The sequence below is a fragment of the Aestuariivita sp. genome (assembly GCF_021404545.1).
GTDB lineage: Bacteria > Pseudomonadota > Alphaproteobacteria > Rhodobacterales > Rhodobacteraceae > Aestuariivita.
This window is the reverse complement of record NZ_JAAWWD010000002.1, coordinates 51,384-75,599: the sequence shown is the minus strand read 5'-3', so window position 1 is coordinate 75,599 and position 24,216 is coordinate 51,384. Positions and strand designations below refer to the sequence as shown.

Sequence of the window (24,216 nt, the reverse complement as noted above, 5' to 3'; positions counted from 1 at the left end):
TGTTATGTGGAGTGCCTACATGGACCGAAACGGTTTCTCATCCTACTTGCGTTACTGTGCTGGAAACAGCGTGGCTTTGACCTGCATTTGGATGCAGCGTGTTGGCGTAATTTGGCTCGCTTGGGAGATTTCAGAGTCGAGTTTGTGGACAAGCATTGTCGTCGCTGCACAGCTTGTTCCGACCATCGTCGCAGGGCCGCTCTTCGGAGCGATGGCCGACAGAGTGCCAATCGCCAGCGCAATGATCAAAGTGCAGCTCATCTTGGCGAGCTTGACAACAATACTTTTCTTAATCGCAGCAGCCGATATGGCGAGCATCGCCATGCTCATCACCTTTGAATGCCTGATCGGCATCACGGTCTCGGCGCATCAACCGTTGCGTATGGCGTTGGTTCCGGCACTCGTTCCCAAATCATTGATGTCACGAGCCATTTCCCTTGACTCCATGGTCTTCAATCTGACCCGAATGATTGGCCCGGCGTTGGCAGGGTTCCTCATAGCATCGACCGGTGTCCCTATGGTTATCTTCGTCGGCGCAATCGGAAACCTGGTGCTTGCTTTGGTCGTTTGGTCACTGAGAAAGGAAGTGACGAGCCATGTGCAATCAAGCGGTGGTTTCCTTTCTCAACTGCAAGATGGCTGGTCCGTCATTCGAGAAAGCCGGGAAGTCCAAGCGGCGTTTCTTCTGACAGGCGTTTTTGGGTCGGGAGGGCGCGCAGCAGTAGACCTGTTCCCACTTTTTGCGGCGACTGCCTTTGATCGCGGTGCAGACGGGGCCGGGCTTTTGCTCTCGGCGGCGGGGCTGGGTGCGGTCTGTGCCGCCGCAATCTTGGCGCTTCGCAAGAACCTTCCAAAAGACATCGAAATATGTCTCGCGATTGCCGGTTTTGCGGCTCTCTGGGCCATGTCGCGAACGCAGAATTGGTCGGTGGGTTTAGCGTGTGCGGCAATGCTGGGCTGCTCGGCATCCATTGTTGGTGTCGCAACTCAATCGAAAATACAGCTGTCGATCCCGGACGGTTTCCACGGTCGGGTCATGGGCCTGTGGATCATGATGGGCCTGGGGTCAACGGCGCTTGGCACGATCATCTATGGCTTGCTTTCGGACGTTACCAGTTTGCGCCATGCCTCCACCATTGTTGCGATCTTGGGAATACTCGCCGTAGTTGGCATCGCTCTGTTAAGCCGAAACGCCGCGGAAGATCGGACTCCCCGATAGCCGACATGCGCGCTTGCCGCAGCAATCTGCAAACTGCGCTCGAGGACGAAGCCGCTCTCGCGGCAATGGCGCGTGTGGCTGACGTAAGGCCCCTATCACGTACACGGCGCATTTTGCGTTGCGACGGGCGCGCGCCGGATACAGCGACACCGGATGAGTTGCGCGCCTATCAGCTTCACATAACCGACACCGAGGTCACGCCGTCGGTCTAAAATGCCCGGATCACGGCGCTGCGGTTCTTCTTCGGCATACCGTGTGATCGAGAGGACATGAAGAAGTACATGCAGTTCCGCACCGAGCCGCGCAAGCTGCCGATTGTGCTGAGCATCGAGGAGATTGCGGCGGTTCTGGCGGCACCCGGACCGGTTGCTTCGGCAACACCGGCCAAGCCATCTTGTCCGCAGCGCCCCGATACGCCGCAAAAACGGTGCAAAAGGCCATCTATCCTCAGTAAATCCTGATCAAATCCTCCGGCAAAACTTGGAGACCGCCGACTTAAACCCCCGAACTGGCGGGTCCGTGACGATCAAAGACACCGCCAACCCCGCTCTTTACCCATAGAAGGTACCCAGACCCCGCGGTTTCTTCCCTGCAAAGCCAGCCAGGGTTGGGATATGTGAGGTCTCCACCCTGTCAGGCTTTGCTGCCGTCAGCGCTCTGGGCGACATGCCTGCTTTGCAGAACCCGTGACATCTCTGGATGGTTGCCGGAGCTGTATCGGCGGCGCCATATCGACGGCCATGCGCCGTGTGTGCCGGGCAAGGATCACCGGGAGTTTACTGGTTTTCGCGCGCCGTGCGTGTAGGCTGCGCACAGAGTGACGGATCCATTTCCCATGACAGATTTCAGTCCCACGCGGCGCGGTCTGCTGTTCTGCATCGGCGCGCTGGTGGTGGGGTCGACCTACGGCGCCTGGGTTTACACCCATCCTCAGCCCGCCAACGGGACACCGGTGCTGAGCGTGCAGGAGGCGCATCGCGCGGCCCTGGAAGGCAGAATCCTTCTTATCGACATTCGCAGGCCCGATGAATGGGCGCGCACCGGTATTGGGGTGGGCGCCCTGCCCCTTGATATGCGCCGCCCGGACTTCATCGCGGCGCTGGATCGCATCGCAGCGGGCGATCCGACGCGGGCGGTGGCGTTGATCTGCGCGCGCGGCGTACGCTCGGCGCGGCTGACCAACCGGCTGGCACAGGCAGGCTTTACCAATACCATCGACGTGCCGGAAGGGATGCAGGGATCGGGCGCGGGACCGGGATGGCTGGCCAAGGGCCTGCCTGTCTTGGCCGCCCCATGAAGGTGGTTGCGACGGCGCTGGCGTTGACGATGCTCGCCCCGTCGGCAATCGCGGGCTGTGCCGAGGATCCTGCGCCGTGTCAGGTTGCCGATGGTGCCTATCACCTTGCCCTGCCCGACGCGCCGCAGGCCGCGCCTGTGGTCGTCTTCTTACACGGCGCAGGCAGCAGCGGTGCCGCGGTGATCGGCAACACCGCCCTGGTCCAGCGGTTTGTGGCACGCGGCTATGCGGTGCTGGCCCCCTCGGCTCTGCCGCGCCGGGCCGGTGCGTCTGGCGGGGTGTGGACCTTCCTGCCGGACTGGGAGGGTCGCGACGAGGCCGCGTTTCTGCGCCGGGTGGTTTGGGATGCCGCGCAAGCCCACGGTCTGAGCGACAGCCGGGTTCTGCTGACGGGGTTTTCGGCAGGCGCTTTCATGGTCAGCTATCTGGCTTGCGAAGCGCCCGAAAGCTTTGCCGCCTACGCGCCGCTGGCCGGGGCGTTTTGGCAGCCCCATCCCGCGTCTTGCCGGGGTCCGGTCAAGCTGTTCCAAACCCATGGCTGGCGCGACCGAACAGTGCCGCTGGAAGGGCGCCCGCTGCGCGGTGGCGCATGGCTGCAAGGGGATGTCTTTGCCAGTCTTGAGATCTGGCGGCGCGCCAATGATTGCCCGAACATGGCCCCGGATGCCTTTGACGAAACAGGTATTTTCTGGCGCAGGGCCTGGACCGATTGTGCCGATGGCAGCGCGCTGGAACTGGCGCTGCACCCCGGCGGGCATACGCTTCCATCCGGCTGGGTGGACATGGTTCTGGACTGGTTCGAGGCGCAGTTGCCCTGACTATTCCGCGGGGGCCTGCGCCGACCCGTCCAGGTGATCGCGAAGCTGGGCGCGGTAATGCCGGGCTGCATGGATGATCTGCGGTTCGGCACAGGTCGCCGCGGTGCCAAGCTGCCTGCCTTTGAAGCGATAGCCGCTGAGTGCCGAGAGCGGAACCGCCAAAGCCAGGCTGATCGCGATGGGCATCAGCCAAGGCGTGACCAGACCTCCCGCGATCCCCGCCACCAGCAACACGCCCGCCACGGTCTCCAGCGCATGGGCCAGAACAAGTGCACGCAAAGGGTATCGTCCACCCGCGCGCGCCTGCGGGGCCCAGCCGCTTTGCAGGCCCGCCAGGCTGCGAAAGACCGCGATCATCTGTTGTACCATCAGGATCGGGGCATAAAGGACGGATAGCACGATCTCGATCACCGCTGAGAGGGCCACGCGCCCCACCCCGCCCAGGTCGCGATACCGCGTGCCGGTCAGCGGCAGGGCCAGAACGCCCAGCACCTTAGGTGCCAGCAGCATCGCATACATCACCAACAGCACCAGCAAATGCCGCCCTTCGGTCATGTCCGGCCAGGTCGGCATCAGCGGGTTCTCGGGCGAGAAATAGGTCAGCACACTGCCCTGTTCTCCATTCCCGATCAGCGCCCAGATCACCAAGAGCACAAACCAGAGCGGCGACAGCAGATAGCCCATCGCGCCGTGGAACAGATGAAAGCGGCTCATCGCGTGCAGACCCTTGGACCGCAAAAGCCCCAGATGTTGCAGATTGCCGTGACACCATCGGCGATCCCGTTTGATGTGATCTGTCAGGGTGGTGGGCGTCTCTTCATAGCTGCCCCGAATGCGCGGCAGGAAACGCACGCCCCAGCCCGCCCGGCGCAAGAGCGACGCCTCGACAAAGTCATGGCTCATGATCAGGCTCTCGCGGCCCGACCAATGGCGCAAGTGCGGCAGCCCCGCGCAGGCGGCAAAGGCGCGGGTGCGCAGGATCGCGTTGTGGCCCCAGTAATTGCCTTCCTGCCCTGACCAGCGCGCCAGCCCTTCGGCCAAGGCCATGCCGTAGACACCGTTGGCGAACTGCTGCGCGCGGGCAAAGACCGACTGCGCGCCGATCAAGTGCGGATAGCTCTGGATCAGCCCGGCAGAGGGATCGCGCGCCAGCGCATCGGCCAGGCGCGCGATCGCCTTGCCGGTCATCAGGCTGTCTGCGTCCAGAACCAGCATCGCGGGATAGTCGGCCCCCCAATTGCGCAGCCAATCGGCGATATTGCCAACCTTGCGCTCGGTATTCTCGGCGCGGCGCCGATAATAGAGCGTGAGCCCCGGAGACAGGCTTGCGCGCAACGCCAGAACGGCGCGTTCCTCGTCCTTGGCGACCGCGTCGTCGGTGGTATCGGACAGGATAAAGAGGTCATAGTCATGCACCCCGCCCTGATCGCGCAGCTCCTCAAGCATCGCGCAGGCATTGCCCAGAACATACCAGGGCAGCTCGTTATGGACGGGCACCAGCAGGGCGACCCTCAAGGGGTCGGGTCGTGCAACCCGGGTGGGCCGGGCTGTGCGGGCCAATGCAAACATGCCACCCAAAACCGTAAAGAGCGTCAGGCTGATCCAGAAGAAGTTAAACGATATCAATGTGATCAGCGTTGCTTCCAAGGCGCTGAATCCATCCCTGTCGAACCAGCCCCACATCACCCGGATCAGCACCCCGGTGGTCAGGACCGCCGGTCCGAATGCCGCGATCCGCCACAGCAAAGCGGTGTCGGTCCCTGCCGTCCCCGGAGCCGCCGCGTCCTTATGGGCGCGGCCCAGATCCTGCACCGGCATTTCCAGCGGCGCCCGGGGCGGCATGAAGGTCATGCGGTCCATCGGTAGAGCCAGACTTCCGACGCCATAGCGCCGGTCTTGCGCAGCTGTGCGCGCAGCTCCACCACCGACGCGTCGCCCGGATCGAACCGAAAGCTCAGACGCAGGCCGCCTGTCTCGGGGTTGCGTTGCAAGATACCCGGGGTGGTGTCGGCCTGCGCCGATTGGATATGCAGGCTCAGCCCTTCGGGGCCCTCGTCAAACAGCGGATGCGCTTCGAAGTCAATCGCGGCAATGATCCCTGGGTTGAATGCGTCATTGCCCATCCGCGTATTGATGACACGTGGCAGCCCGGTCTCAACCGGCGCCTCGGCGCCCCAGGTCAGCCGATAGGCCAGACGCATCGCATCGCCCGCCGGAACCGGTTCGGCCGGGCGCCAATAGGCCACGATATTGTCGTAGATCTCCTTGTCGGTCGGAATCTCGACCAGGGTGACAGACCCCCTGCCCCAATCGCCCTTGGGCTCCACCCAAAGGCCCGGACGACGATGATAGAGCGCTTCGAGATCGGCGAAATGCGATTGCCTGCGCGCCCGCTGCATCAGGCCGAAGCCGCGCGGGGACTGATCCACAAAGCCTGAGATTTGCAGATGTCTGGGATTGGCCAGCGGCCGCCACAGAACCTCTCCCGCACCATTCAGGATCATCAGCCCGTCCGTGTCATGCACCGCGGGACGGAAATCATTGAACCGCTGGCGGTTGGTCTCATCGAACTTGAACATGGAGGTCAGCGGAGCAAGGCCCACATGTGTCAGATCTTCCCGCGCAAAGAGCGTTGCCTCTACGTCCATCACACAGTCCGCCCCAGGCGTGATCGTGAACCGGTAGGCGCCAGTGACGCTGGGACTGTCGAGCAGCGCATGAAGCACGAAATGGCGCTGCTCAGGCGCGGGCGCCTCCAGCCAGAAGGCGACGAAATCGGGAAACTCCTCACCCGAGGGCTCTGCTGTCTTCAGCGCCAGACCCCGTGCGGACAGGCCATAGATCTGGCCGGCCCCGATCGCGCGGAAGTAACTTGCACCCTGAAAGACCGCGAATTCCTCCTTGATGCCGGGTTGGCCCATCTGGGTCCGCAGGCGCAGACCGGAATAGCCAAGGCTGTCATCAACGGTCAGCGGGGGCACTTTATCTGTTGTGTCAAAGAGGCTGTAATCAAACGGAAAAACCTCTGCCATCCCATCGGTGACCGTATTCACCTCGACCGGCCGCGGGAAATAGAGGCCGGGATGAAAGAAATCGACGTTGTAAGGCCGGTCGGTCCCCGACCAAAGCGCGTCTGCATTGCGAAACCAGATCTTGCGATACTGGTCATAGGTCAGGTTGATCCAATCCTCGGGCACCGTGGCGCGGGGTGTGTAGCTGCCCTGAGCCAGCGCCCGGGCCCGCTCAATGACGGTGTCGTGGCTGAAGGGCGTGTCCGCCACGCTGGCGCCCGCAAGCGCGAGGGGTATCGGCAGCACACCCAAGCCGGCCAGAAACGCGCGGCGCGAGATCATGCCGGTGCTCTCCGCCAGGGCGCGGACTTGAACCAGCCCGCGGCATAGGCCACCAGCGTGATGATCGCAAACCCGATCAGATTGCCCAGGCTGACCGTCACGACATCGCGCCCGAACTGATCGAAGGCAAAGCCGATCAGCCTGGCCAGCGCCATGGAGAACACGAACACCGCAAGCGATTGCTGTCCCACCTTGGTGATCACCCGCAGTGCCAGTCGCCAAAGATCGGAGGCCAGCCCGGTGCCGGTCGCAATCAGCCGCACGCCTCCGGCGCCCACCGCGACCCAGGCGAGATAGGCCAGCGACAGAAAATGCAGATAGCGCAAGATCCCGAATTCGGTCTTGTCGCGCAGCTCACCCGAGACGCTCCAGACCGGGCGGATCAGCGCGCCCAGCTCGGGCCAGGCGGCGTTGAGCCACAAGAACACCTTCCATGATCCAAACGGGGCCGACAGCACGACAAAGGCCAGTGCGATCCAGATCAGCGCCCGCGACACGGGGGGTGCAGGCAACCAGCCGCGCATGAAGGCAAATCCTGTAAAGAACAAAAGCTGCCAGCCAAAGGGGTTAAAGAACCACTCCCGCTCCGACCATGGCTCGGCCGGGAGCGGCAGCAGGCCCAGATTGGCCACCGCCCACAGCGCGACCGAGGCCCCACCGGTCAGCCACAGATTGACGCCTGCCAGGGCCATCACCACCGGCATCATTGCCAGGATCACCAGATACATCGGCAGGATGTCAAAATAGTTCGGCACATAGGTGAGTGTAAAAAGACCGACGATATTGGTTGCCGGATCCTTGAAAAAATGGCCTAAATTCAGGGTGTTGATATAGGTCTTTTCGAAATCGCCATAGACGTCGAGCGCGGCCAGATACATCGCGATAAAGAAAAACAGCGCAATATGCGCCCAATAGACCTGCCAGACGCGGAACACCACGCGCGCCGATCCGATCCACCAGCCGCGCCGCGCGAATGAGCCGCCAAAGGCGATGGCCGAGGCCATGCCCGAGCAAAAGACAAAGATCTCTGTGGCGTCCGAAAAGCCGAACCGTGCGGGGATCCATCCCGTCCACATGTTGCCCGGGATGTGGGCCACGAGAATGATATACATCGCGATCCCGCGAAAGAAATCGAGGCGTGGATCCCGTGTTGTCGCGGCTGGGGTGGCTGTGGCCTGCATGGGTCGGGCGAAATCCATTGAGGGTGTGGTGGTCGCCATGGTGTCTACTGCCGTTTCTTCAAAGACCCAAGCGGGCTCATTGCGCCGGAATCTGCTGACTGCTGGCCGCTCCGCGTGCCGCGGCGATCAACTCGCGCCGGGCGGCAGTATAGCCATCCTCATGACCGTCACGCAGCGCCTTGCGATCTTCCAGGATGCGTTCGGCGGCGTCGATCCGGCCCGCGCGCAGGCCCGCGTCGATGGTGAGCCGTTCAAAGACGTCGCGTTGCGCATGGCTGCCGCCGGCCCGCCGCATCGTCGGGCGCGCGTCGCAAAGATGTCGGAACGCGCCTGCGTAATCGCCTTCGCCAAAGGCATGCAGCCCCTGAGACGCCGCGATACCGGGATCCGCGATGCGCTGCGTCAGGTCGTCTTGCATCCCCGAAGCGTCGGCCTGCATCCGGGCCATCATGCGGGCAATCGCCTCATCCCGTTCGCCGCCGATCAGCGCCAGAAGATAGTGCAAATCGGCAAAGATCAGACAGCCATCCTCAGTCCTTTTGGCGCTGATATCCGCCAGTTCCTCCCATCGGTCGCCGACATCGACACCGTTCAGTTCCAGCCGCGACAGCAGCGACGTCGCGTTCGAGATATCGCGGTAATCGTCGGTCTGATCGGCCCGGATCTGTGCATCGTAGAGATCAAACACCGTGTCGATCTGACCCAGATCGAGATGCATCAGCGCTTTGTGCCACCACACGTGATACCGGAAGTTGTTGCAATGGGACCAGGCGGCCTCGCGCCCGGTAAGCCAGTCGATCCCGCCCGCGGCATCGCCGGTCATATCATAGACATGGGCCACCGCATGCAGCCCCCAGGCGTCATCCGGCGCCATCCACAAGGCCTGACGCCCGGCGATCTCGGCCTTGGCGTAATCGCCGGTCTCTTCCAGCGCAAAGGAATGACAGCCCAGAAGGTAGCCGCGCGCCTTGTGATCCGGCGCATAGGACGGCAGCACCCGCTCGACAGATCGGCGCATGCCCGCGCCATCGCCCAGAACAAAGCGGATCGCGTGGCTGAGCTTCATGGCCAGCGGATCGTCGGGATGGGCGCGCAGCACACCTTCCAGATGGCGCACGGATTGGGAGGGTTTGCCGTGGAGATAGGCCTCCAGCGCGTCGACAAAGCCACGTTCACGCGCGCTGATCTGACCCTTTCGTGCCGCTGCCTTGGCTGCCGACAGCGCCTGGGTCGCGGTTGGGTAAAGCTCCCGCCGTCCCAGCAGCAGATAGAACAGACCCTTGACCGCATGGCCCAGGGCAAACTGTGGCTCGGCCTGCAACACCTTGCCCAGATGGATGGGGGTCTCTGCCCCGTGGGCCAGAAACGCAAGCTGGGTCTGATCCCAGGCCCGACAGGCAATGTCGGTTTCCAGGCTCGTGGGCTGGCCAAAGCAATCGTGACCCATGAATGCACTCCGATTCTGAACAAGGACGGATTGTCCATGGGGTATCGATAGCAACCTCGCGGCGCGGCGCGAACGTCCCGCGCGCCGCTGTCACGGCTAAGTGACATCACGTGTGAGCAGACGGCACCATTTCGTGAGAATCCTTGCGAAATCAGGCGGCAATCGGCCAGTTGGGCCCGCGATTCCGCCGATTTATTCGGCAAAAGGATCGTCGGCGTTCAGAACTGTTTCAGTGTCAGCGCCGAAATGCGGCGGCGTCCGGCGATAGCTGACCGGCGTGGCGGAGAATTTCAGCGGATTGCCGATCAGCCGCAGCGGATCCGCCCCTTCGCGGCCCATGTCGATCTGCATCTCGCGCGCGGCCACCTGAGGCGAGGCAAAGACCTGATCGAGGGTTTGAACGGGTCCGACAGGCACCTTGACCGCTTCGAGGCCCGACATGACCACGGCTGTCGGCCGTGCGGCCAGCGCGGGCTCGATACGGCGCATCAGCGCGGCACGGTGTTCCAGCCGCGCGGGGTTGGTGGCAAAGCGCGGATCGCGCGGCAGATCGGGCAGATCGAGCACCTGACAGAACCGCGCGAACTGCGCGTCATTGCCGACCGCGATCACCACATGCCCGTCGGCGGTGGCAAGGGTGTCATAGGGCACGATATTGGGATGCGCATTGCCGCGCCGTTCGGGCGGCGCCCCGGAGGTGAGATAGTTCACCCCTTCGTTGATCAGCCAGGCGATCTGGGTATCGACCAGCGCCAGCTCGATCCGTTGCCCCTGCCCGGTCCGGTCCCGGTGCCGCAGGGCCGCCAGGATACCGACCGTCGCATACATGCCGCACATCACATCCGCGATGCCCACGCCCACTTTCATCGGCGGCCCCTCCGGCGCGCCGGTCAGCGACATGATCCCGCCAAAGCCCTGCGCCATCAGGTCATAGCCGGGCTTATCGCGGTTCGGGCCGGTCTGGCCGAACCCCGAGATCGAACAATAGACCAGCCCCGGCAGCGCCTCTGCGAGGCTGTCATAATCGAGCCCGTATTGCGCCAGCCCCCCCGGCTTGAAATTCTCGATCACGATATCGGCGTGACTGGCCAACCTGCGGATCGCGGCCTGACCCTCGGGCGCGGCGATATCGACCGCGACCGAGCGTTTGTTGCGGTTCGAGGACAGGAAATAGGCCGACAGATCCGTATCGGCCCCGTCGGCATCGCGGGCGAAAGGCGGCCCCCAGGACCGGGTGTCATCGCCCCCGGTGGCGGGGTTTTCGATTTTCAGAACGCGGGCTCCCAGATCGCCCAGAAGCTGGGTGCAGGTGGGACCGGCCAGGATCCGCGACAGATCCAGAACCTTGACGCCCGACAAAGGCCCCTCAGATGCGGCCATCATACGCCTCCCTGTCGATCTCCGCCGCAATCACGGTAAAGCGATCCTCGCTTTGCGCGGCCTCCAATGCGGCGCGCAGCTCGGCCCGGTTGGTCACGCGGTGGCCGTGGCCGCCAAAGGCGCGCCCCATCGCCGCATAGTCATGCCGGTCGAAATCAACGCCGCGATTGGTCATCTGGCGCTGGCGCTGTTTCAGCTCGATCAGGGCCAGGCTGGCATCGACGAAGACGACGAAGATCACCGGCGTGCCCAGCTCCAGCGCGGTGGCCAGCTCTCCGGCGACCATCAGGAACCCCGCATCGCCGGAAAACGACACCACAGGCCGTGCGGGATCGGCCAGTTTCAGCCCGATGGCCAAGGGCACCGCACAGCCCATCGTGCAAAGTGCTGAGGATTGGACCAGCGCCTTGGGCGCCTCGCATGGCCACATTTGCGACAGAAGGATCCGGTGTGCGCCGCTATCGGCGGTGGCCCGCGTGCCCTGAGGCAGCGCCGCGCGTGTCTCGGCGATGACAGCGGAGGGGCCCCAGTCCTCATCGGCGGGGAAGGCTGCGGCCAGAGCAGATTTCAGCACCGCCACCTCGCCGCCCGTCCAGGTCTGACCGCCTCGTGCGCCCTGTGCGAGCGCCTCCAGCGCCGCACCGGTATCGGCCACGATGTTCAGCCCGGCCTGATGCATATAGTGATCGTTGGGCACTGCGGCGATGTCGATCACGCGCTGGCGGTCGGGATCCCAGACCTCGCGCCAGCCGGTGCGCATCTCGATCGGGTCATAGCCGATGCAGAGCACCAGATCCGCGCCCTGGATAAAGGGCAAGAGATGCCTGTCGGCCAGAGGCGAGAGGCCCGCCCCGCCCAAGCACAGCGCATGGCTCTCATCCACCACGCCCTTGGCCTTGTAGGTGGTCACGAAGGGGATGCCGAAATGCTCGAGAAAGGCCTGCACCACGCAAGCGGATCTGTCGCGCAGGATATCGAGGCCCAGGATCGCAACGGGTCGCTGCGCCTCGGCCAGCCAGGCCTGCGCGCGGGCCAGATCGGCGCCTGCGGGCGCGGTGACACTGGCCGGTTTGAGCCTGCGCACCGAGGGTTGCGCGGGCGCATCGGCCACCGAAATCGGCACGTCGATATGCACAGGTCCCTGCCGTGGGGCCATGGCCAGCGACACCGCCTTGTCGGCAATCGTGCCCGCGCCGCCGGGCGTCAGGCGAAAGCGGCCCTTGGTCAGCGGCGCGAACACCGCGGCGTGATCCAGCACCTGATGGGTATAGCTCAGCGCCTCGTCCGCATCGACGCAACCGGTGAGCACCATCAGCGGCACCCGGTCCTGCAAGGCATTGGCCACCACATTGACGCCGTTCATCGCACCCGGCCCCACGGTGGCCACCAGAATGGCGGGCGCGCCATCCACGTGATGCACCCCCTCGGCCATGAAACCTGCGGCATTCTCATGTTTGGCCAGATGAAAGGTGATGCCCGCCCGTTCCAGCGCATCGACCAAAGTCAGCACCTCGCCCCCGGGCATGCCAAAGGCGTGGCGGCACCCGGCCTCGTAAAGCCGCTGGGCTAGGATATCGGCGGCGCGCGCTGGCGTGGTCATGGGGTCTTGTCTCCGGATAGGGGTATGTCCCCTATCGCGCGCGCCCTGCATTCCCGCAAGCCGGATCACTCAGCCGTGATGCTCAGTTCACGGCCATGTCAGCGATTGCCGCAAATCTGTCATCCAGTTCTGCCGCCAAATCGCGCAGCGCCTCGCCGCCCTCGTCCAGGTAAGGCGCAAAGACAGCGGTTGGATGTTTCCAGGCCAGTGTCGCCTGCCCGCCCGCGCTTTCGGTCACATAAAACCGGAGGGGCGCCTCGATCATCGCTGCCGTGGAAAGCGCGAGGATATCGACCGCGAAGGCGTTGTTGAAGACCCCGATCACCCGGTTGCCCGGAATGGTCACGCCGCGCTTGGCCGCCGCTTGGGTCGGGCCGGCTTCGGTCACGACCCCCATTTTGTTGGCCTTGGTCGCGGATTTCACATCGTCGATGAGCTGCTGATAGGGCTTTTGGGTCGCGATCACCGTCCAGCCCTCGCGCGGTTCCATCGTCTGGGCCTGGGCCAGGCTGGCGGTCAGAGAAAAGGCAAGAGCGGCGAGAATACGCATGATCGGTCTCCGGTTGATCTGACGGGACGCTAGCGGCATCGGCACCGGGCAAACAAATCACGCTTTCGGCATGGGGCGTGAGCGCGCGACGCATTGCTAAGCGGTGTAAAACCGGTGCGCACGGATCGCCCACGAAAAAAACCGGGCCTCGAACAGAGACCCGGTTTTCAAACGCGTGTCAGGGATCAGAAAAACGCCTGCAATCCGGTCTGGGCGCGGCCCAGGATCAGCGCGTGCACGTCATGAGTGCCTTCATAGGTGTTTACCGTCTCCAGGTTCACCATATGTCGGATCACCTGAAATTCGAGGCTGATGCCGTTGCCGCCATGCATGTCCCGCGACATCCGCGCGATATCCAGCGCCTTGCCGCAATTGTTCCGTTTGACGATGGAGATCATCTCGGGCGCTGCATTGGCGGCATCCATCAGACGGCCCACTTGCAGGCTGGCTTGCAGGCCCAGAACGATCTCGGTCTGCATATCGGCAAGCTTTTTCTGGAAAAGCTGCGTCTGTGCCAGCGGGCGGTTGAACTGATGCCGGTCCAGCCCGTATTGCCGCGCCGCGTGCCAGCAGAATTCCGCCGCGCCCAGCACACCCCAACTGATGCCATAACGCGCGCGGTTGAGACAGCCGAACGGACCTTTGAGCCCTTCCACATGCGGCAAGAGCGCGTCCTCGCCCACCTCGACACCGTCCATCACGATCTCGCCGGTGATCGAGGCGCGCAGGCTCAGCTTGTTCTCGATCTTGGGAGCGGAGAGGCCAGCCATCCCCTTGTCCAGAACAAAGCCCCGGATACGACCGCCGTGTTCGTCCGATTTGGCCCAGACCACGAAAACATCCGCAATCGGCGCGTTCGAGATCCACATTTTCGAGCCGGTCAGCTTGTAGCCCGTGGCGGTCTTTTCGGCGCGGGTCTTCATGCCTGCTGGATCGCTGCCCGCATCCGGTTCCGTCAGACCGAAACAGCCAATCAACTCCCCCGAGGACAGGCCCGGCAGGTATTTCTTGCGCTGTTCCTCGCTGCCATAGGCATAGATCGGGTACATAACCAAAGAGCTTTGCACCGACATCATCGACCGGTAGCCACTATCGACCCGCTCGATCTCGCGCGCGACCAGCCCGTAGGAGACATAGGACGAGCCCAGCCCGCCATATTCCTCGGGGATGGTCACGCCCAAAAGGCCCATCTCACCCATTTCGCGGAAGATCCCGGCGTCGGTTTCCTCGTTGGCAAAGGCCGCCGTGACCCGGGGTTGCAGCTTTTCCTGGGCAAAGGCGTTGGCGCTTTGCGCCATCATGCGCTCGTCCTCGCTCAGCTGATCGCCAAGGCGCAGCGCATCCTCCCAATCGAACCGGCCCAGATCGGGCGCGTCCTTGGGTTTGAGCGCGGGTTTGGGCGTTGACTGAATGTTCATCTCTCGCTCCCTCCTGTGGGGTTGTTTGTGCCGCACCAGTCCAGACCGGAGGGGCAACACGGACATTTGCGTTCTTGCATATATCAACCTCCTCCCAAAAAACACCGAGACTTTCTCGCCCACCTATGACAAAAGCGCATAGATGATGACGCCGCGCCGCTTCCTTCCCTCCATCGCGTCCTTGCGCGCGCTCGAAGCGCTGGACCGTTTGGGCAGCGCCTCTGCCGCCGCACAGGAGCTGTCGCTGACCCAAGGCGCGGTGAGCCGACAGTTGCAGGCGCTGGAGCGGCAGATGGGCACGCCCATGGTGCTGCGCGACAGCAAACGTCTGGCCCTGTCGGACCCCGCGCGCGCCTATGCCGCCGAGATCCGGCAGGCCCTGCACCAGATCGCCCAGGCGTCGCTGCGGCTGCAAGCCCGGCCTGCGGGCGGCAGGCTGAACCTTGCCATATTGCCTGCGTTCGGGATGCGCTGGCTGATGCCGCGACTGCCGGATTTCGCGCGGCAACACCCGGATATCACCGTAAATATGGGCACCGAGCTCGTACCGTTCAATTTCGCCTCGCACAGCTATGATGCCGCATTGCATTATGGCGATGCGGAGTGGCCCGGCACGGACAGGCTGCTCTTGCGTCATGAACGGATGATCCCGGTCTGCGCCCCGGACCTGCGCAGCGAAGCGGCGGAAGCGGCCGAAGTGCTGGCATTTCCGTTGATGCATATCCAGACGCGCCCCGACGCCTGGGCCGATTGGCTGGCGGCGCAAGAGGTCACGGCGGACCTGCCCCTGTCGGGCACCATCTATGATCAATACTCAACAATTGTGCAGGCGGCGCTGCACGGGCTGGGCGTGGCTCTTCTGCCCGATTACCTGGCCGAGCAGGACCTGGCGACCGGACGGCTCGCCGCCCCGTTCGGGCCGGGCGCCGAGGCGCGCGGCGCCTATTACCTGGTCTGGCCCCGCGAACGCGGCGCCGATCTAGCCCTGCGCGCCTTTCGCGACTGGTTGGCCGGACAGGCCCAGCCCGAAGACCCTTTGCCCCGCTAGATCTTGCGCACCCGCTCGGTCGAGGTGCGGTCTGCCTTGGGTCGGTTTTCATCGGGCCGCTCACCGGTGACCAGATAGACCACCTGTTCGGCGATGGAGGTGACGTGATCGCCCATCCGCTCGATATTCTTGGCAATGAAATGCAGATGCATGCAGGCGGTGATGTTGCGCGGATCCTCCATCATGAAGGTGAGGTATTCGCGGAACAGAGCGTTGTACATCTGATCGACTTCGCGATCGCGTTCGATGATATCTTCGGCGAAATCCGCATCCCGCTGCACATAGGCATCCAGCGCATCTTTAAGCATCAGTTCAACTTCTCGCGCCATCCTTTTGAGAGCAATGGCGTTTTCGTCCACAGGCCGCATTTGAGCCAGGACCGTGGTACGCTTGGCCATATTCTTGGCATAGTCGCCGATGCGTTCCAGATTGCCGCTGATCTTCATCACGCTCAGCACCAGTCTCAGATCCACCGCGGTGGGCGCGCGCAGCGCAATCACACGGGCGGCGTCCTCGTTGATGAGATCCTCCAGCGTGTCGATGGCCTCGTCGCCGCGGCGCACGGTCTCGGCCAGATCCTCGTCCCGCGTCGCGAGTGACAGCGCGCCCTGGCGGATGGCCTCTTCGACCAAACCGCCCATTTTCATGATATTGGCCTGGATATCTTCGAGATCGCGGTCAAAGGCGGATTGGATATGTTGATCCGGCATTGTTCAGTCTCCTATCCGATCCGCCCGGTGATATAGCTTTCGGTGCGCGGGTCCTGGGGGTTTGTGAAGATCTGACCGGTATCACCATATTCCACCAGATTGCCCAGATGGAAGAACGCGGTTTTCTGCGACACCCGTGCGCCCTGCAAAAAGAATGTTGTGCGGGGGGGCCATTTTTTTTTGGATTTCGGAAACGGGTTGGGTTTCTGAAAGACCATGCCGACGCGGGCGCGCAGCTGCACCGGATCGACGGCGGGGTCGTAGATATCCTCGCCGTCCAGCAGGATGTCCCCTTCGATCCGGGCAACATCAATTGTGTCATTCATCCTGTTGATACAGCGCAGGAAAGTCGACTTGCCGCAGCCCGAAGGACCAATGAAGGCCGTCACCGTCTTATCGGCGATGTCGACGCTCACATCCTTGATGGCATGGGTCGCGCCGTAATACACCTGAACATCGCGGGCGCTGACCTTGACCTCGGCCTGCGCGGTATGTTCATCGATCTGTCGCGCGGCATCCATGCCAGTTCTCCCTCATGCTCCGGCGTCGTACCAACCTAAGGGTCCGGCCGGGATCTTCCAAGCCTAATAGAGCGGCATTACTTCGGCAGTATGACGGTAAAGGTTGACCCTTCGCCCAGCTCGCTGCTGACCCGAAGCCGACCCCGATGCCGGTTCACGATATGTTTGACAATCGCCAGGCCCAGCCCGGTTCCGCCCAGCTCGCGCGAGCGGTGGCTGTCGGCGCGATAGAACCGCTCGGTCAGGCGCGGCAGATGCACCGGGTCGATGCCCGGCCCGTCATCGGTGACCTGCACCCGCACAGACGGGCCACGCAACGCCCCGTCGCGGTCGAACTCCGACAGGGTCAGGCGCACCTCGCCACCGCGATTGCCGTATTTGATCGCGTTTTCGACCAGGTTCGTAAAAACCTGCTGGAGCTGATCACCATCGCCGGGGATCATCACCGGACGGTCCTCCTCGGGCAGGATCATCGCCACCCCGGCCTCATCCGCCAGGGGGCGCAGCGAATGCAAGGTCGAGCGCAGATGCGCCATCAGATCGACCTTGCCCTTGGGCCGGACACGCTCGTCGCCTTCGACACGGCTGAGCGAGAGCAGATCGCCCACCAGACGGTTCATCCGGCTGGCCTCGCCCTCCATGATGTTCAAGAACCGCGCGCGGGCTTCCGGATCATCGCGGGCCGGGCCGCGCAATGTCTCGATAAAGCCCATCAGCGCGGTCAGGGGGGTGCGCAATTCATGGCTGACATTGGCCACGAAATCGCGGCGCATCTGGCCGGCCTGCTCCACATGGGTGACGTCCAGAAAGCTGATCAGAACGCCGCCTGCCTCGCGTGCGCCCACCCCCGGCACGAACCGGCAGGCCACATCAAAGGTGATATCCTGCGCGCCGTCATTGGCCAGGTATTGCGAGTTGCGCGGCAATCGGTCGCCCAGGCATTGCTCAATTGTCTCCAGGATCGGGGGCTGGCGCAGGATGGTGGCGAAATGCCGGGTCTCGATCTGCGGGCCCAGCAGGGTTTGCGCATCCGCATTGGCGGCCACGATGCGTTGGGTCTGATCAACCAACAGCGCAGGCAGCGGTACGGCGCTGAGGGCGGCATCGATCAGATCGCTCATCGGGCTATCCGGTTGCCTCTGCCACGGCGGCGCCAAAGACCTCCGTCAGGGTCTGCGGATCCTCCAGCCCGACCGAGACGCGAAAGAACCCTTCGGTGATACCAAGATCCGCCCGCGCCTGTGCGCTGAGCGCACGGTGCGACGATGAGGCGGGGTGCGACAGGGTGGTGCCCACATCGCCCAGTGTCGGCGCAAAGCTGAGACCGCGCGCGGCGCGGGTAAAGGCATTGGCCTGCGCCCGATCCCCGTTCAGAACGAAACTGACCATATTGCCCGGGTTCGGTCCCAGCAGGGTGCTGGCCAGCGCGTGATCGGGATGATCGTCCCGCCCAGGATAGAGCACCTGGTTCACACCCGGCAGCCCCGCCAGATGATCGGCCAGCACCGCCGCGGTCGCCTGCGCGCGATCATATCGCAGCTCAAAGGTCAGCATGCCACGCTCGGCCAGCCAGCAATCGAACGGGCTGGGCGTGAGGCCCGTGGTCACAGCGAAGACCCGCATCCGGTCATTGAGTGCGGGATCGCGCGCCGCGACATAGCCCAGCGTGACGTCGGAATGCCCGGCCAGCAGTTTGGTCAGCGACTGGATCACGATATCGGCCCCCCACTCCATCGGGCGGAACCCGCGCGGCGTGGTAAAGGTGTTGTCGACGACGAAAAGCAGATCCTTGTCGCGCGACAGAGCCGCGATCCCCGCGATGTCGGCCAGCCGCAGGGTCGGGTTCGACACGACCTCCATCAAGATCATCCGCGTCTCGGGCCGGATCGCGGCGGCCACGGCGGCCATATCACCGGGATCGGCCAGCGTCGTGGTGATCCCCATCCGGGGCAGATCCTCGGCCATCAGCCGCAGGGAGCGGCCGTAAAGCTGATTGCCGCCGATCACGTGATCTCCGGTCTTCAAAAGACCCAGCAGAACCGCACTGACAGCGGCCATGCCGGAGCCTGTGACGATGCCGCCCTCGACCCCTTCGAGCCTATCCATCCGGCGGGCGACAACATCGGCATTGGGGTGGCCTTCGCGGGCATAGGTATACCCCTGCACGCGCCCTTCATACTGCGCGTCCAGCGCATCGGGCGTGTCGCTGGAATAGACGACCGAAGGCGACAGTGGCGTGACGACCGGCGCGCTGGCACTGTCCGGTAAAGGATCGGGGCGGATCAGCGAGCCGCGGTCATTCTTCATTCCAGAACCTCGGTTACGTAGTGCAGTGTGCTGAACCGGATGTGCAGCGACATCCAAATGCCGTTTGGCAAAACCTCTCGCAGGTAGGCCGCCAGATCCTCCCGCAAGGCAGTCATGAACGCCTCATCCCGGTGCGCTTTGGGCAACAGGGAAATCTCGACGATCATGTTCGCGTGATGGCTGACGGGTGCAGGATACGCCCGGCCCTTGCAATCGCCAGAGCCTGGGTCGTGCCTTTGGAGGATCGCCTCGATCCCCATGAGAAGCGCCTTGGGGTCGATATCAAGATCGGCGGAGTATTTCAGTTCGGCATGCGGCATCTGTCAGACCTCCGTCAGCCCGTCGCGGAAGGTGCGCATATTCTCCTGATAATGCTGCGCGCTGGCCTTGAGCATGGCAAAGGCTTTCTCATCCAGTTCGCGGACCACCTTGCCCGGTGCGCCCATCACCAGGCTGCCATCGGGGATGACCTTGTTTTCGGTGATCAGGGCGCCCGCGCCGATCAGACAGTTCTTGCCGATCCGGGCGCCGTTCAGCACCGTGGCGCCCATCCCGATCAGGGAGTTATCCCCGATCGTGCAGCCATGCAGCATGACCTTGTGCCCGATGGTGCAGCCTTCACCGATGGTCAGGGGAAAGCCCGCATCGATATGCATCACCGTGTTTTCCTGCACGTTCGATCCGCGCCCGATGCGGATCTCTTCGTGATCGGCCCGGATCGTGGCGCCGAACCAGACCGAGGCGCCCTCCTCCAGCACCACCTGCCCGATCAGGTTGGCATCGGGGGCGACCCATGTATCGGGATGGATTTGCGGGGTTTTGTTTCCCAGGGCGTAGATGGTCATGACATGTCCTCGAACTCGGCTTGAAGGGCGCGCACGTGATCGGTCAGATCCGGCTGCTGGATCCGGCGCAGGCGGGTGGCGGTGATGATGGTTTTCAGATCCGCCTCGGTGGCGTCCAGATCCTCGTTGACCAGAACGAAATCATAGGCGTCCCAGCGGCTGATCTCGTCCCAGCTTTTGCGCATGCGCTTGGCAATGGTGTCGGCATCGTCCTGTCCGCGCCCCTCCAACCGGCGGCGCAATTCGGCGATCGACGGGGGCAGCAGAAAGATCGACAGCGTATGCGGGCCAAGGGCCGAATTGCGGATCTGCTGCGCGCCCTGCCAGTCGATGTCAAAGAGCACGTCCTGACCGGCCTCTATCGCGCTCAGCACCGGGGCCATGGGCGAGCCATAGAAATTTCCGAACACATGGGCATGCTCCAGCATATCCCCGTCGGCGACCATCGCTTTGAACGCGGCCTCGGTGGTAAAGCGGTAATGCTGGCCGTCCGTCTCTCCCGGTCGCGCAGGCCGGGTGGTGGCGGAGACGGAGAAGCAGATCGACGGATCCCAGACGCGCAGCCGGGTTGCCAGGGTGGATTTACCCGCCCCGGAAGGCGAGCTGAGAATGATCAGTAATCCGCGCCGATGTGCCATTGTGCCCTCGTTACTCGACGTTCTGAACCTGTTCGCGCATCTGGTCAATCGCTGCTTTGAGCGACAGACCCACCGCCGTCAGCGCGGTCGATTGCGACTTGGAACACAGCGTGTTGGCCTCGCGGTTGAACTCCTGCATCAGGAAATCGAGCTTGCGGCCAACGGCACCCTCATCCTCCAGCAAAGCGCGCGCAGCCGTCACATGGGCGCGCAGCCGGTCGATCTCCTCGGTGATGTCGGCCTTGACCGCGATCATCGCCAGTTCCTGGGCCACACGCTGGGGGTCGGCGCCATCGGTGTTGTCCATAACCCGCGCCAGATTGGCAGCAAGGGATGCGGCCATGTCGTCTTTGCGGGCCTTGGCAAGGGCGGCGGCCTCGTCGGCGAGCGCGGCGATCCGATCGATCTGGCCGCGCAGAATGGCGTCCAGCGCACGCCCCTCATCGGCCCGCATTGCAACAAAGGCGGCGATCAGGTCTTGGGCCTCGGCAAGCAGCGTCCGGGCAAGGCCCGTGGTGTCGTCATCGGAGGTGCCTGCTTCCAACACACCGCGCAAGGCCAGCAGATCGGACCCCCTGGAGGGGGCCAGCGCCACACCATGGGCCTGCGCCGCGCCCTCCACCTGCGCCAAAGCGCCGAGAACCGCTTTCAGCGTGGCCCGGTTCAGCACCAGGTCGGCCCCGGTTTCCTCTCTCGTGACGCGCAACGACAGCGTGACGCTGCCGCGCTGAAGGGCGCCGCCAAGCTGTGCGCGCAACCCCGCCTCCAGACCGGGGATCCAGTCCGGCACGCGCAGTCGCAGATCCAGCCCTTTGGCATTGACCGCGCGCAGCTCCCAGCCCCAGTTGAACGGCGCCAGCGCGCCCTTGGCCGAGGCAAAGCCTGTCATTGATTTGATCATTCACGTCCCCCAGGGGTGATGGTGTGCGCACCTAATGCCAATGGCCGCGTCAGGGCAACCCCCGGCCCCGAAGCCGGACCCTGAACGGGTTGTTAACCAATGCTTCTGAATATCCTCACGCCTTTTGTTAAAATTGTGCATGTTAACGACTGAGTAATCATTTTTGCCGTTACCTAGGTTCAGGTCTGCTGCGAGGAGCCCGCAGCACCGCCGACCGGGGACACACCGAGCCAAGTGGGAGCCCGTGCCATGACATTTCCTCCTCTGTCGCAGAGCGACAAGATCGTACCGATCAGCAAGTTTCGCAATCGTCCCTCAGGTAATCCAGTGCGCATCGTGGAGGGCTATTGGTCGGCCCTGCGCGAAGGCGGTGAGCTGCCCCGCCGCACTCAGATAGATCCGCGCGGGCTGGAAAGCGTATTGGAGCATGTGTTTATCCTGGAACGGGTGGCGCCGGGTGTCGCGCGGTTCCGGATCGCAGGGTCGCAGATCGGGATGGTCGCAGGCATGGAAGTCCGCGGGATGCCGATCTCGTCGCTGTTCCACACCTCGGCCCGGCGCGACGTATCGGCAGCGTTGGCGCAATGCTTTGACACCCCCGCCGTCGTAGAGACGCGCGTTCATGCCAAACCGTTGCAGCGGGGGCCGGCCCTGGATGGATCCCTGATCCTGCTTCCGATGCGCTGCGATCTGGGCCGAACCAGCCGGATCCTGGGGGCGCTGGTACTGAATGGCGTAGTATGTGCCGATGCCTACCGGCTGGATATGGAGCGTCACATCGCCAAGCCGGTCTATGGCGAACCAGGGCAGGTATCCGAGCCGATCAGCGGCGCCGCCGAGTCCGCGATACCGTTCACGCCCGCCCCACCCCGGCTGGAACTCGTGCATTCCAGCGACTGAGCCGCGCAATACCCCAAGCGGCGACACAGACACCATGTATCTCAGTCGAACATCGCCCTGAGATCCACCGTGCTCTCTTCTCCCAGCCGATCCGCGTCATTGGCCAGAAACTGCTCGGCCGCCGCCTGTCCCGCGGCCTTGAGCCGCTGCAATACCGGCGCTGTCGGCACCAGCTTGGTTGCCACCGAAAGATCGTTCATCAGTGCGTCGTCGGCAATCATGTGAATATAGATCCGCGCCATCTCCGACCCCTGCAGACGGCCACTGTCGAGCAGGCGTTGCACAAATGAAATGGCCCGTAACTCCCGAAACAGCGACGAGTTGAAACTGATCTCGTTAATCCGGTTCTGGATCTGCTGCGATGTGACGGGGATCTGATCGCGTTCCAGCGGGTTGATGTTCACGATCACGATGTCGCGCGACATCCCGGATCCAAAAAGCGGAAACAACGCGGGGTTGCCGGTGTATCCGCCATCCCAATAGGCTTCGCGCTGGCCGGTCTCGGGGTCGTCAATCTGGACCGCCTGAAACAGCGTCGGCAGACAGGCGGACGCAAGAATTGAGTCGGTCGAGATCTCGTCACCCTTAAAGACCCGGATCTTGCCAGTCCGCACCCGTGTGGCGCAGATGAAAAGCGCCGGACCCTGATCCGCACAGACCCGGTCGAAATCGAACCGGTCGACGATGGATTTCAGCGGATTGCGGTAAAACGGTCCATAGCTGTAGGGCGACACCATCCGAGACCAGGTATCGGCCAGCGAGAAGGGCAGCGAATACTCGATCGCCTGGGCCATCACCGACGGCTCGACCCCGCGCATCCAGCCCGTCAGCCGACTGTCATCGGCCGCACCGACCTGTCCCCAGAGCCAGTCCAGATTGGCCCTGGCCCCGTCGCGCCCGCCCGCCAGCAGACCCGATTTCAGCGCCGCCCCGTTCAGCGCCCCGGCAGAGGTGCCCGATATTCCGGCAATCTCGATCTCTTCGGCTTGCAGCAGCCGATCGAGCACGCCCCAGGTGAACGCGCCATGCGCGCCGCCGCCTTGCAGCGCGAGGTTGATGCGCTTGGGGGCGCCGCCTTGGGTCTTTTTGGTCATGGGTCCCTCACTCTCGCCAGATGCGTCACCGCCCGCGCGTTGCCCTAAAGGGCTGTCCAACCGCCATCGACGCTGAGTGTCGTGCCGGTGATCTGCGCCGCCGCATCCGAGCACAAAAACACAGCCGTGCCGCCCAGTTGCTCGACCGTTGCGAATTCCTTGGAGGGCTGCCGTTCCAGCATGACCTTTTCGATCACCTCGTCCCGGCCCATGTCATATTTGGCCATGGTGTCGGGGATTTGCGCCTCGACCAACGGGGTCAGCACATATCCGGGGCAGATCGCATTGGCGGTGATTGGATCGCGCGCGGTCTCCAGCGCGACGGTCTTGGTCATGCCGACAATGCCGTGTTTGGCCGCCACATAGGCCGACTTATAGGGCGATGCGGTCAACCCATGCGCCGAGGCGACATTGATCACCCGCCCCCAGCCAGCCGCCCGCATCATCGGCAGCGCGGCGGCGGTGGTGTGAAAGGCCGAATTGAGGTTGATCGCGATGATCGCGTTCCATTTGTCGGCTGGAAACTCGTCGATCGGGCACACATGCTGAATGCCCGCATTGTTGATCAGAATATCGCACGCGCCCGAGGTGTCGATCAGGGCGCGACACGCGGCACCATCGGACATGTCGGCCTGGATGTAGCGCGCGGTGACGCCGGTCTTGTCGGCGATCTCCTGGGCGAGCGCGTGATCCTCGGACGTGTCGGTAAAAGAATTGAGGACGACATTGGCCCCGGCCCGGGCAAGCTCCCACGCCATGCCCAGCCCAATGCCGGAGTTCGATCCCGTGATCACGGCGGTTTTTCCTGTCAGCGACATGACGGCTCCATTTTGAACAGTGTCTTCGGCGCCACCCTGCCATGCTGCACGTGCAAAGAAAACCGCCCCGCCGGCCTTTCGGTTCGCTGCACTGCGGCTTTCGCTGTTGACCGGCCCTTGTGGCGGGTATTTTGGCAGATCGGTGGGCGGAACGGGTCTGCCCAGATCTCT

The 24,216-nt window shown here is 63.5% G+C and carries 23 protein-coding genes and 1 pseudogene; 6 read left to right on the top strand and 18 right to left on the bottom strand.

Features of this window, described 5'->3' with window-relative positions; genetic code table 11:
* The first annotated feature begins 4 nt into the window (after positions 1-4).
* The 4 genes and pseudogenes from HEP69_RS01550 (at position 5) to HEP69_RS01535 (ending at position 3,334) form a co-directional block, all read left to right on the top strand.
* Positions 5-1,219, top strand: coding sequence for an MFS transporter (locus tag HEP69_RS01550; RefSeq protein ID WP_366111290.1), 1,215 nt, complete (start codon positions 5-7; stop codon positions 1,217-1,219).
* 125 nt (positions 1,220-1,344) lie between these two features.
* A pseudogene (locus HEP69_RS01545) lies at positions 1,345-1,584 on the top strand (integrase); the annotation flags it as partial.
* Positions 1,585-2,054: 470 nt separating this feature from the next.
* Positions 2,055-2,516 carry a rhodanese-like domain-containing protein gene (locus HEP69_RS01540; protein WP_290556754.1) on the top strand — a complete coding sequence of 154 codons (462 nt, stop codon included), beginning with the start codon at positions 2,055-2,057 and terminating at the stop codon, positions 2,514-2,516.
* A complete protein-coding gene (locus HEP69_RS01535; RefSeq protein WP_290556753.1) occupies positions 2,513-3,334 on the top strand; it encodes a PHB depolymerase family esterase in 822 nt (273 codons plus the stop codon). The genes HEP69_RS01540 and HEP69_RS01535 overlap by 4 nt, the downstream gene beginning before the upstream one ends.
* Here the strand turns inward: HEP69_RS01535 and mdoH are convergent, their stop codons facing one another.
* The 8 genes from mdoH to HEP69_RS01495 form a co-directional block, all read right to left on the bottom strand.
* Positions 3,335-5,194: a glucans biosynthesis glucosyltransferase MdoH gene (gene mdoH / locus HEP69_RS01530; protein ID WP_290556752.1), complete on the bottom strand. Its 1,860-nt coding sequence runs from the start codon at positions 5,192-5,194 to the stop codon at positions 3,335-3,337.
* Complete coding sequence (locus HEP69_RS01525; protein WP_290556751.1) at positions 5,182-6,687, bottom strand: glucan biosynthesis protein G; 1,506 nt, start codon at positions 6,685-6,687, stop codon at positions 5,182-5,184. Before HEP69_RS01525 ends, mdoH begins: the two co-directional genes overlap by 13 nt.
* A complete protein-coding gene (locus HEP69_RS01520; protein ID WP_290556914.1) occupies positions 6,684-7,886 on the bottom strand; it encodes an OpgC domain-containing protein in 1,203 nt (400 codons plus the stop codon). The genes HEP69_RS01525 and HEP69_RS01520 overlap by 4 nt, the downstream gene beginning before the upstream one ends.
* Before the next feature lie 58 nt (positions 7,887-7,944).
* Entirely contained in the window at positions 7,945-9,315 is a 1,371-nt protein-coding gene (locus HEP69_RS01515) for a tetratricopeptide repeat protein (protein ID WP_290556750.1), read from the bottom strand.
* 192 nt (positions 9,316-9,507) lie between these two features.
* A complete protein-coding gene (locus HEP69_RS01510; protein ID WP_290556749.1) occupies positions 9,508-10,695 on the bottom strand; it encodes a CoA transferase in 1,188 nt (395 codons plus the stop codon).
* On the bottom strand, positions 10,682-12,295 hold the full coding sequence (locus tag HEP69_RS01505) for a thiamine pyrophosphate-binding protein (protein ID WP_290556748.1): 1,614 nt from the start codon (positions 12,293-12,295) through the stop codon (positions 10,682-10,684). Before HEP69_RS01505 ends, HEP69_RS01510 begins: the two co-directional genes overlap by 14 nt.
* An 82-nt stretch (positions 12,296-12,377) precedes the next feature.
* Complete coding sequence (locus HEP69_RS01500; RefSeq protein WP_290556747.1) at positions 12,378-12,845, bottom strand: DUF302 domain-containing protein; 468 nt, start codon at positions 12,843-12,845, stop codon at positions 12,378-12,380.
* 185 nt (positions 12,846-13,030) lie between these two features.
* Positions 13,031-14,263 (bottom strand): acyl-CoA dehydrogenase, encoded by a 1,233-nt coding sequence (locus HEP69_RS01495; protein WP_290556746.1) that lies wholly within the window; start codon positions 14,261-14,263, stop codon positions 13,031-13,033.
* Between the two features lie 142 nt (positions 14,264-14,405).
* On the opposite strand from HEP69_RS01495, the gene HEP69_RS01490 reads away from it, so the two are divergent.
* Complete coding sequence (locus HEP69_RS01490) at positions 14,406-15,311, top strand: LysR substrate-binding domain-containing protein (RefSeq protein WP_290556745.1); 906 nt, start codon at positions 14,406-14,408, stop codon at positions 15,309-15,311.
* Here the strand turns inward: HEP69_RS01490 and phoU are convergent.
* The 8 genes from phoU to HEP69_RS01450 form a co-directional block, all read right to left on the bottom strand.
* Positions 15,308-16,021 (bottom strand): phosphate signaling complex protein PhoU, encoded by a 714-nt coding sequence (phoU, locus tag HEP69_RS01485; RefSeq protein ID WP_290556744.1) that lies wholly within the window; start codon positions 16,019-16,021, stop codon positions 15,308-15,310. The two genes, HEP69_RS01490 and phoU, sit on opposite strands and share 4 nt — an antisense overlap.
* Before the next feature lie 11 nt (positions 16,022-16,032).
* Entirely contained in the window at positions 16,033-16,542 is a 510-nt protein-coding gene (locus tag HEP69_RS01480) for an ATP-binding cassette domain-containing protein (RefSeq protein WP_290556743.1), read from the bottom strand.
* Positions 16,543-16,619: 77 nt separating this feature from the next.
* Entirely contained in the window at positions 16,620-17,663 is a 1,044-nt protein-coding gene (locus tag HEP69_RS01475; protein WP_290556742.1) for an ATP-binding protein, read from the bottom strand.
* 4 nt (positions 17,664-17,667) lie between these two features.
* On the bottom strand, positions 17,668-18,849 hold the full coding sequence (locus tag HEP69_RS01470; RefSeq protein WP_290556741.1) for a PLP-dependent transferase: 1,182 nt from the start codon (positions 18,847-18,849) through the stop codon (positions 17,668-17,670).
* Positions 18,846-19,169: a hypothetical protein gene (locus tag HEP69_RS01465; RefSeq protein WP_290556740.1), complete on the bottom strand. Its 324-nt coding sequence runs from the start codon at positions 19,167-19,169 to the stop codon at positions 18,846-18,848. The genes HEP69_RS01470 and HEP69_RS01465 overlap by 4 nt, the downstream gene beginning before the upstream one ends.
* Positions 19,170-19,172: 3 nt before the next feature.
* Positions 19,173-19,694: a gamma carbonic anhydrase family protein gene (locus HEP69_RS01460; protein ID WP_290556739.1), complete on the bottom strand. Its 522-nt coding sequence runs from the start codon at positions 19,692-19,694 to the stop codon at positions 19,173-19,175.
* On the bottom strand, positions 19,691-20,332 hold the full coding sequence (gmk, locus tag HEP69_RS01455) for a guanylate kinase (protein WP_290556738.1): 642 nt from the start codon (positions 20,330-20,332) through the stop codon (positions 19,691-19,693). Before gmk ends, HEP69_RS01460 begins: the two co-directional genes overlap by 4 nt.
* 10 nt (positions 20,333-20,342) lie before the next feature.
* Complete coding sequence (locus HEP69_RS01450) at positions 20,343-21,233, bottom strand: YicC/YloC family endoribonuclease (RefSeq protein ID WP_290556737.1); 891 nt, start codon at positions 21,231-21,233, stop codon at positions 20,343-20,345.
* Positions 21,234-21,482: 249 nt separating this feature from the next.
* Between HEP69_RS01450 and HEP69_RS01445 the strand changes: the two genes are divergently transcribed.
* On the top strand, positions 21,483-22,133 hold the full coding sequence (locus tag HEP69_RS01445; RefSeq protein WP_290556736.1) for a PAS domain-containing protein: 651 nt from the start codon (positions 21,483-21,485) through the stop codon (positions 22,131-22,133).
* 41 nt (positions 22,134-22,174) lie between these two features.
* Here the strand turns inward: HEP69_RS01445 and HEP69_RS01440 are convergent, their stop codons facing one another.
* Entirely contained in the window at positions 22,175-23,227 is a 1,053-nt protein-coding gene (locus HEP69_RS01440) for a patatin-like phospholipase family protein (RefSeq protein WP_290556735.1), read from the bottom strand.
* Positions 23,228-23,271: 44 nt separating this feature from the next.
* A complete protein-coding gene (locus tag HEP69_RS01435) occupies positions 23,272-24,045 on the bottom strand; it encodes a 3-hydroxybutyrate dehydrogenase (RefSeq protein ID WP_290556734.1) in 774 nt (257 codons plus the stop codon).
* Positions 24,046-24,216 lie beyond the last annotated feature (171 nt).

Bases quoted from the DNA above. Each gene is read 5' to 3' on its own strand.
- HEP69_RS01525 (WP_290556751.1), bottom strand. From the start codon at position 6,687: ATGATCTCGCGCCGCGCGTTTCTGGCCGGCTTGGGTGTGCTGCCGATA.
- HEP69_RS01490 (WP_290556745.1), top strand. From the start codon at position 14,406: ATGATGACGCCGCGCCGCTTCCTTCCCTCCATCGCGTCCTTGCGCGCG.
- HEP69_RS01535 (WP_290556753.1), top strand. From the start codon at position 2,513: ATGAAGGTGGTTGCGACGGCGCTGGCGTTGACGATGCTCGCCCCGTCG.
- HEP69_RS01500 (WP_290556747.1), bottom strand. From the start codon at position 12,845: ATGCGTATTCTCGCCGCTCTTGCCTTTTCTCTGACCGCCAGCCTGGCC.
- HEP69_RS01435 (WP_290556734.1), bottom strand. From the start codon at position 24,045: ATGTCGCTGACAGGAAAAACCGCCGTGATCACGGGATCGAACTCCGGC.
- HEP69_RS01460 (WP_290556739.1), bottom strand. From the start codon at position 19,694: ATGACCATCTACGCCCTGGGAAACAAAACCCCGCAAATCCATCCCGAT.
- HEP69_RS01440 (WP_290556735.1), bottom strand. From the start codon at position 23,227: ATGACCAAAAAGACCCAAGGCGGCGCCCCCAAGCGCATCAACCTCGCG.
- HEP69_RS01495 (WP_290556746.1), bottom strand. From the start codon at position 14,263: ATGAACATTCAGTCAACGCCCAAACCCGCGCTCAAACCCAAGGACGCG.
- HEP69_RS01540 (WP_290556754.1), top strand. From the start codon at position 2,055: ATGACAGATTTCAGTCCCACGCGGCGCGGTCTGCTGTTCTGCATCGGC.
- phoU (WP_290556744.1), bottom strand. From the start codon at position 16,021: ATGCCGGATCAACATATCCAATCCGCCTTTGACCGCGATCTCGAAGAT.
- gmk (WP_290556738.1), bottom strand. From the start codon at position 20,332: ATGGCACATCGGCGCGGATTACTGATCATTCTCAGCTCGCCTTCCGGG.
- HEP69_RS01505 (WP_290556748.1), bottom strand. From the start codon at position 12,295: ATGACCACGCCAGCGCGCGCCGCCGATATCCTAGCCCAGCGGCTTTAC.
- HEP69_RS01450 (WP_290556737.1), bottom strand. From the start codon at position 21,233: ATGATCAAATCAATGACAGGCTTTGCCTCGGCCAAGGGCGCGCTGGCG.
- HEP69_RS01475 (WP_290556742.1), bottom strand. From the start codon at position 17,663: ATGAGCGATCTGATCGATGCCGCCCTCAGCGCCGTACCGCTGCCTGCG.
- HEP69_RS01550 (WP_366111290.1), top strand. From the start codon at position 5: ATGTGGAGTGCCTACATGGACCGAAACGGTTTCTCATCCTACTTGCGT.
- HEP69_RS01480 (WP_290556743.1), bottom strand. From the start codon at position 16,542: ATGGATGCCGCGCGACAGATCGATGAACATACCGCGCAGGCCGAGGTC.
- HEP69_RS01515 (WP_290556750.1), bottom strand. From the start codon at position 9,315: ATGGGTCACGATTGCTTTGGCCAGCCCACGAGCCTGGAAACCGACATT.
- HEP69_RS01465 (WP_290556740.1), bottom strand. From the start codon at position 19,169: ATGCCGCATGCCGAACTGAAATACTCCGCCGATCTTGATATCGACCCC.
- HEP69_RS01510 (WP_290556749.1), bottom strand. From the start codon at position 10,695: ATGGCCGCATCTGAGGGGCCTTTGTCGGGCGTCAAGGTTCTGGATCTG.
- HEP69_RS01520 (WP_290556914.1), bottom strand. From the start codon at position 7,886: ATGGATTTCGCCCGACCCATGCAGGCCACAGCCACCCCAGCCGCGACA.
- HEP69_RS01470 (WP_290556741.1), bottom strand. From the start codon at position 18,849: ATGAAGAATGACCGCGGCTCGCTGATCCGCCCCGATCCTTTACCGGAC.
- HEP69_RS01445 (WP_290556736.1), top strand. From the start codon at position 21,483: ATGACATTTCCTCCTCTGTCGCAGAGCGACAAGATCGTACCGATCAGC.
- mdoH (WP_290556752.1), bottom strand. From the start codon at position 5,194: ATGGACCGCATGACCTTCATGCCGCCCCGGGCGCCGCTGGAAATGCCG.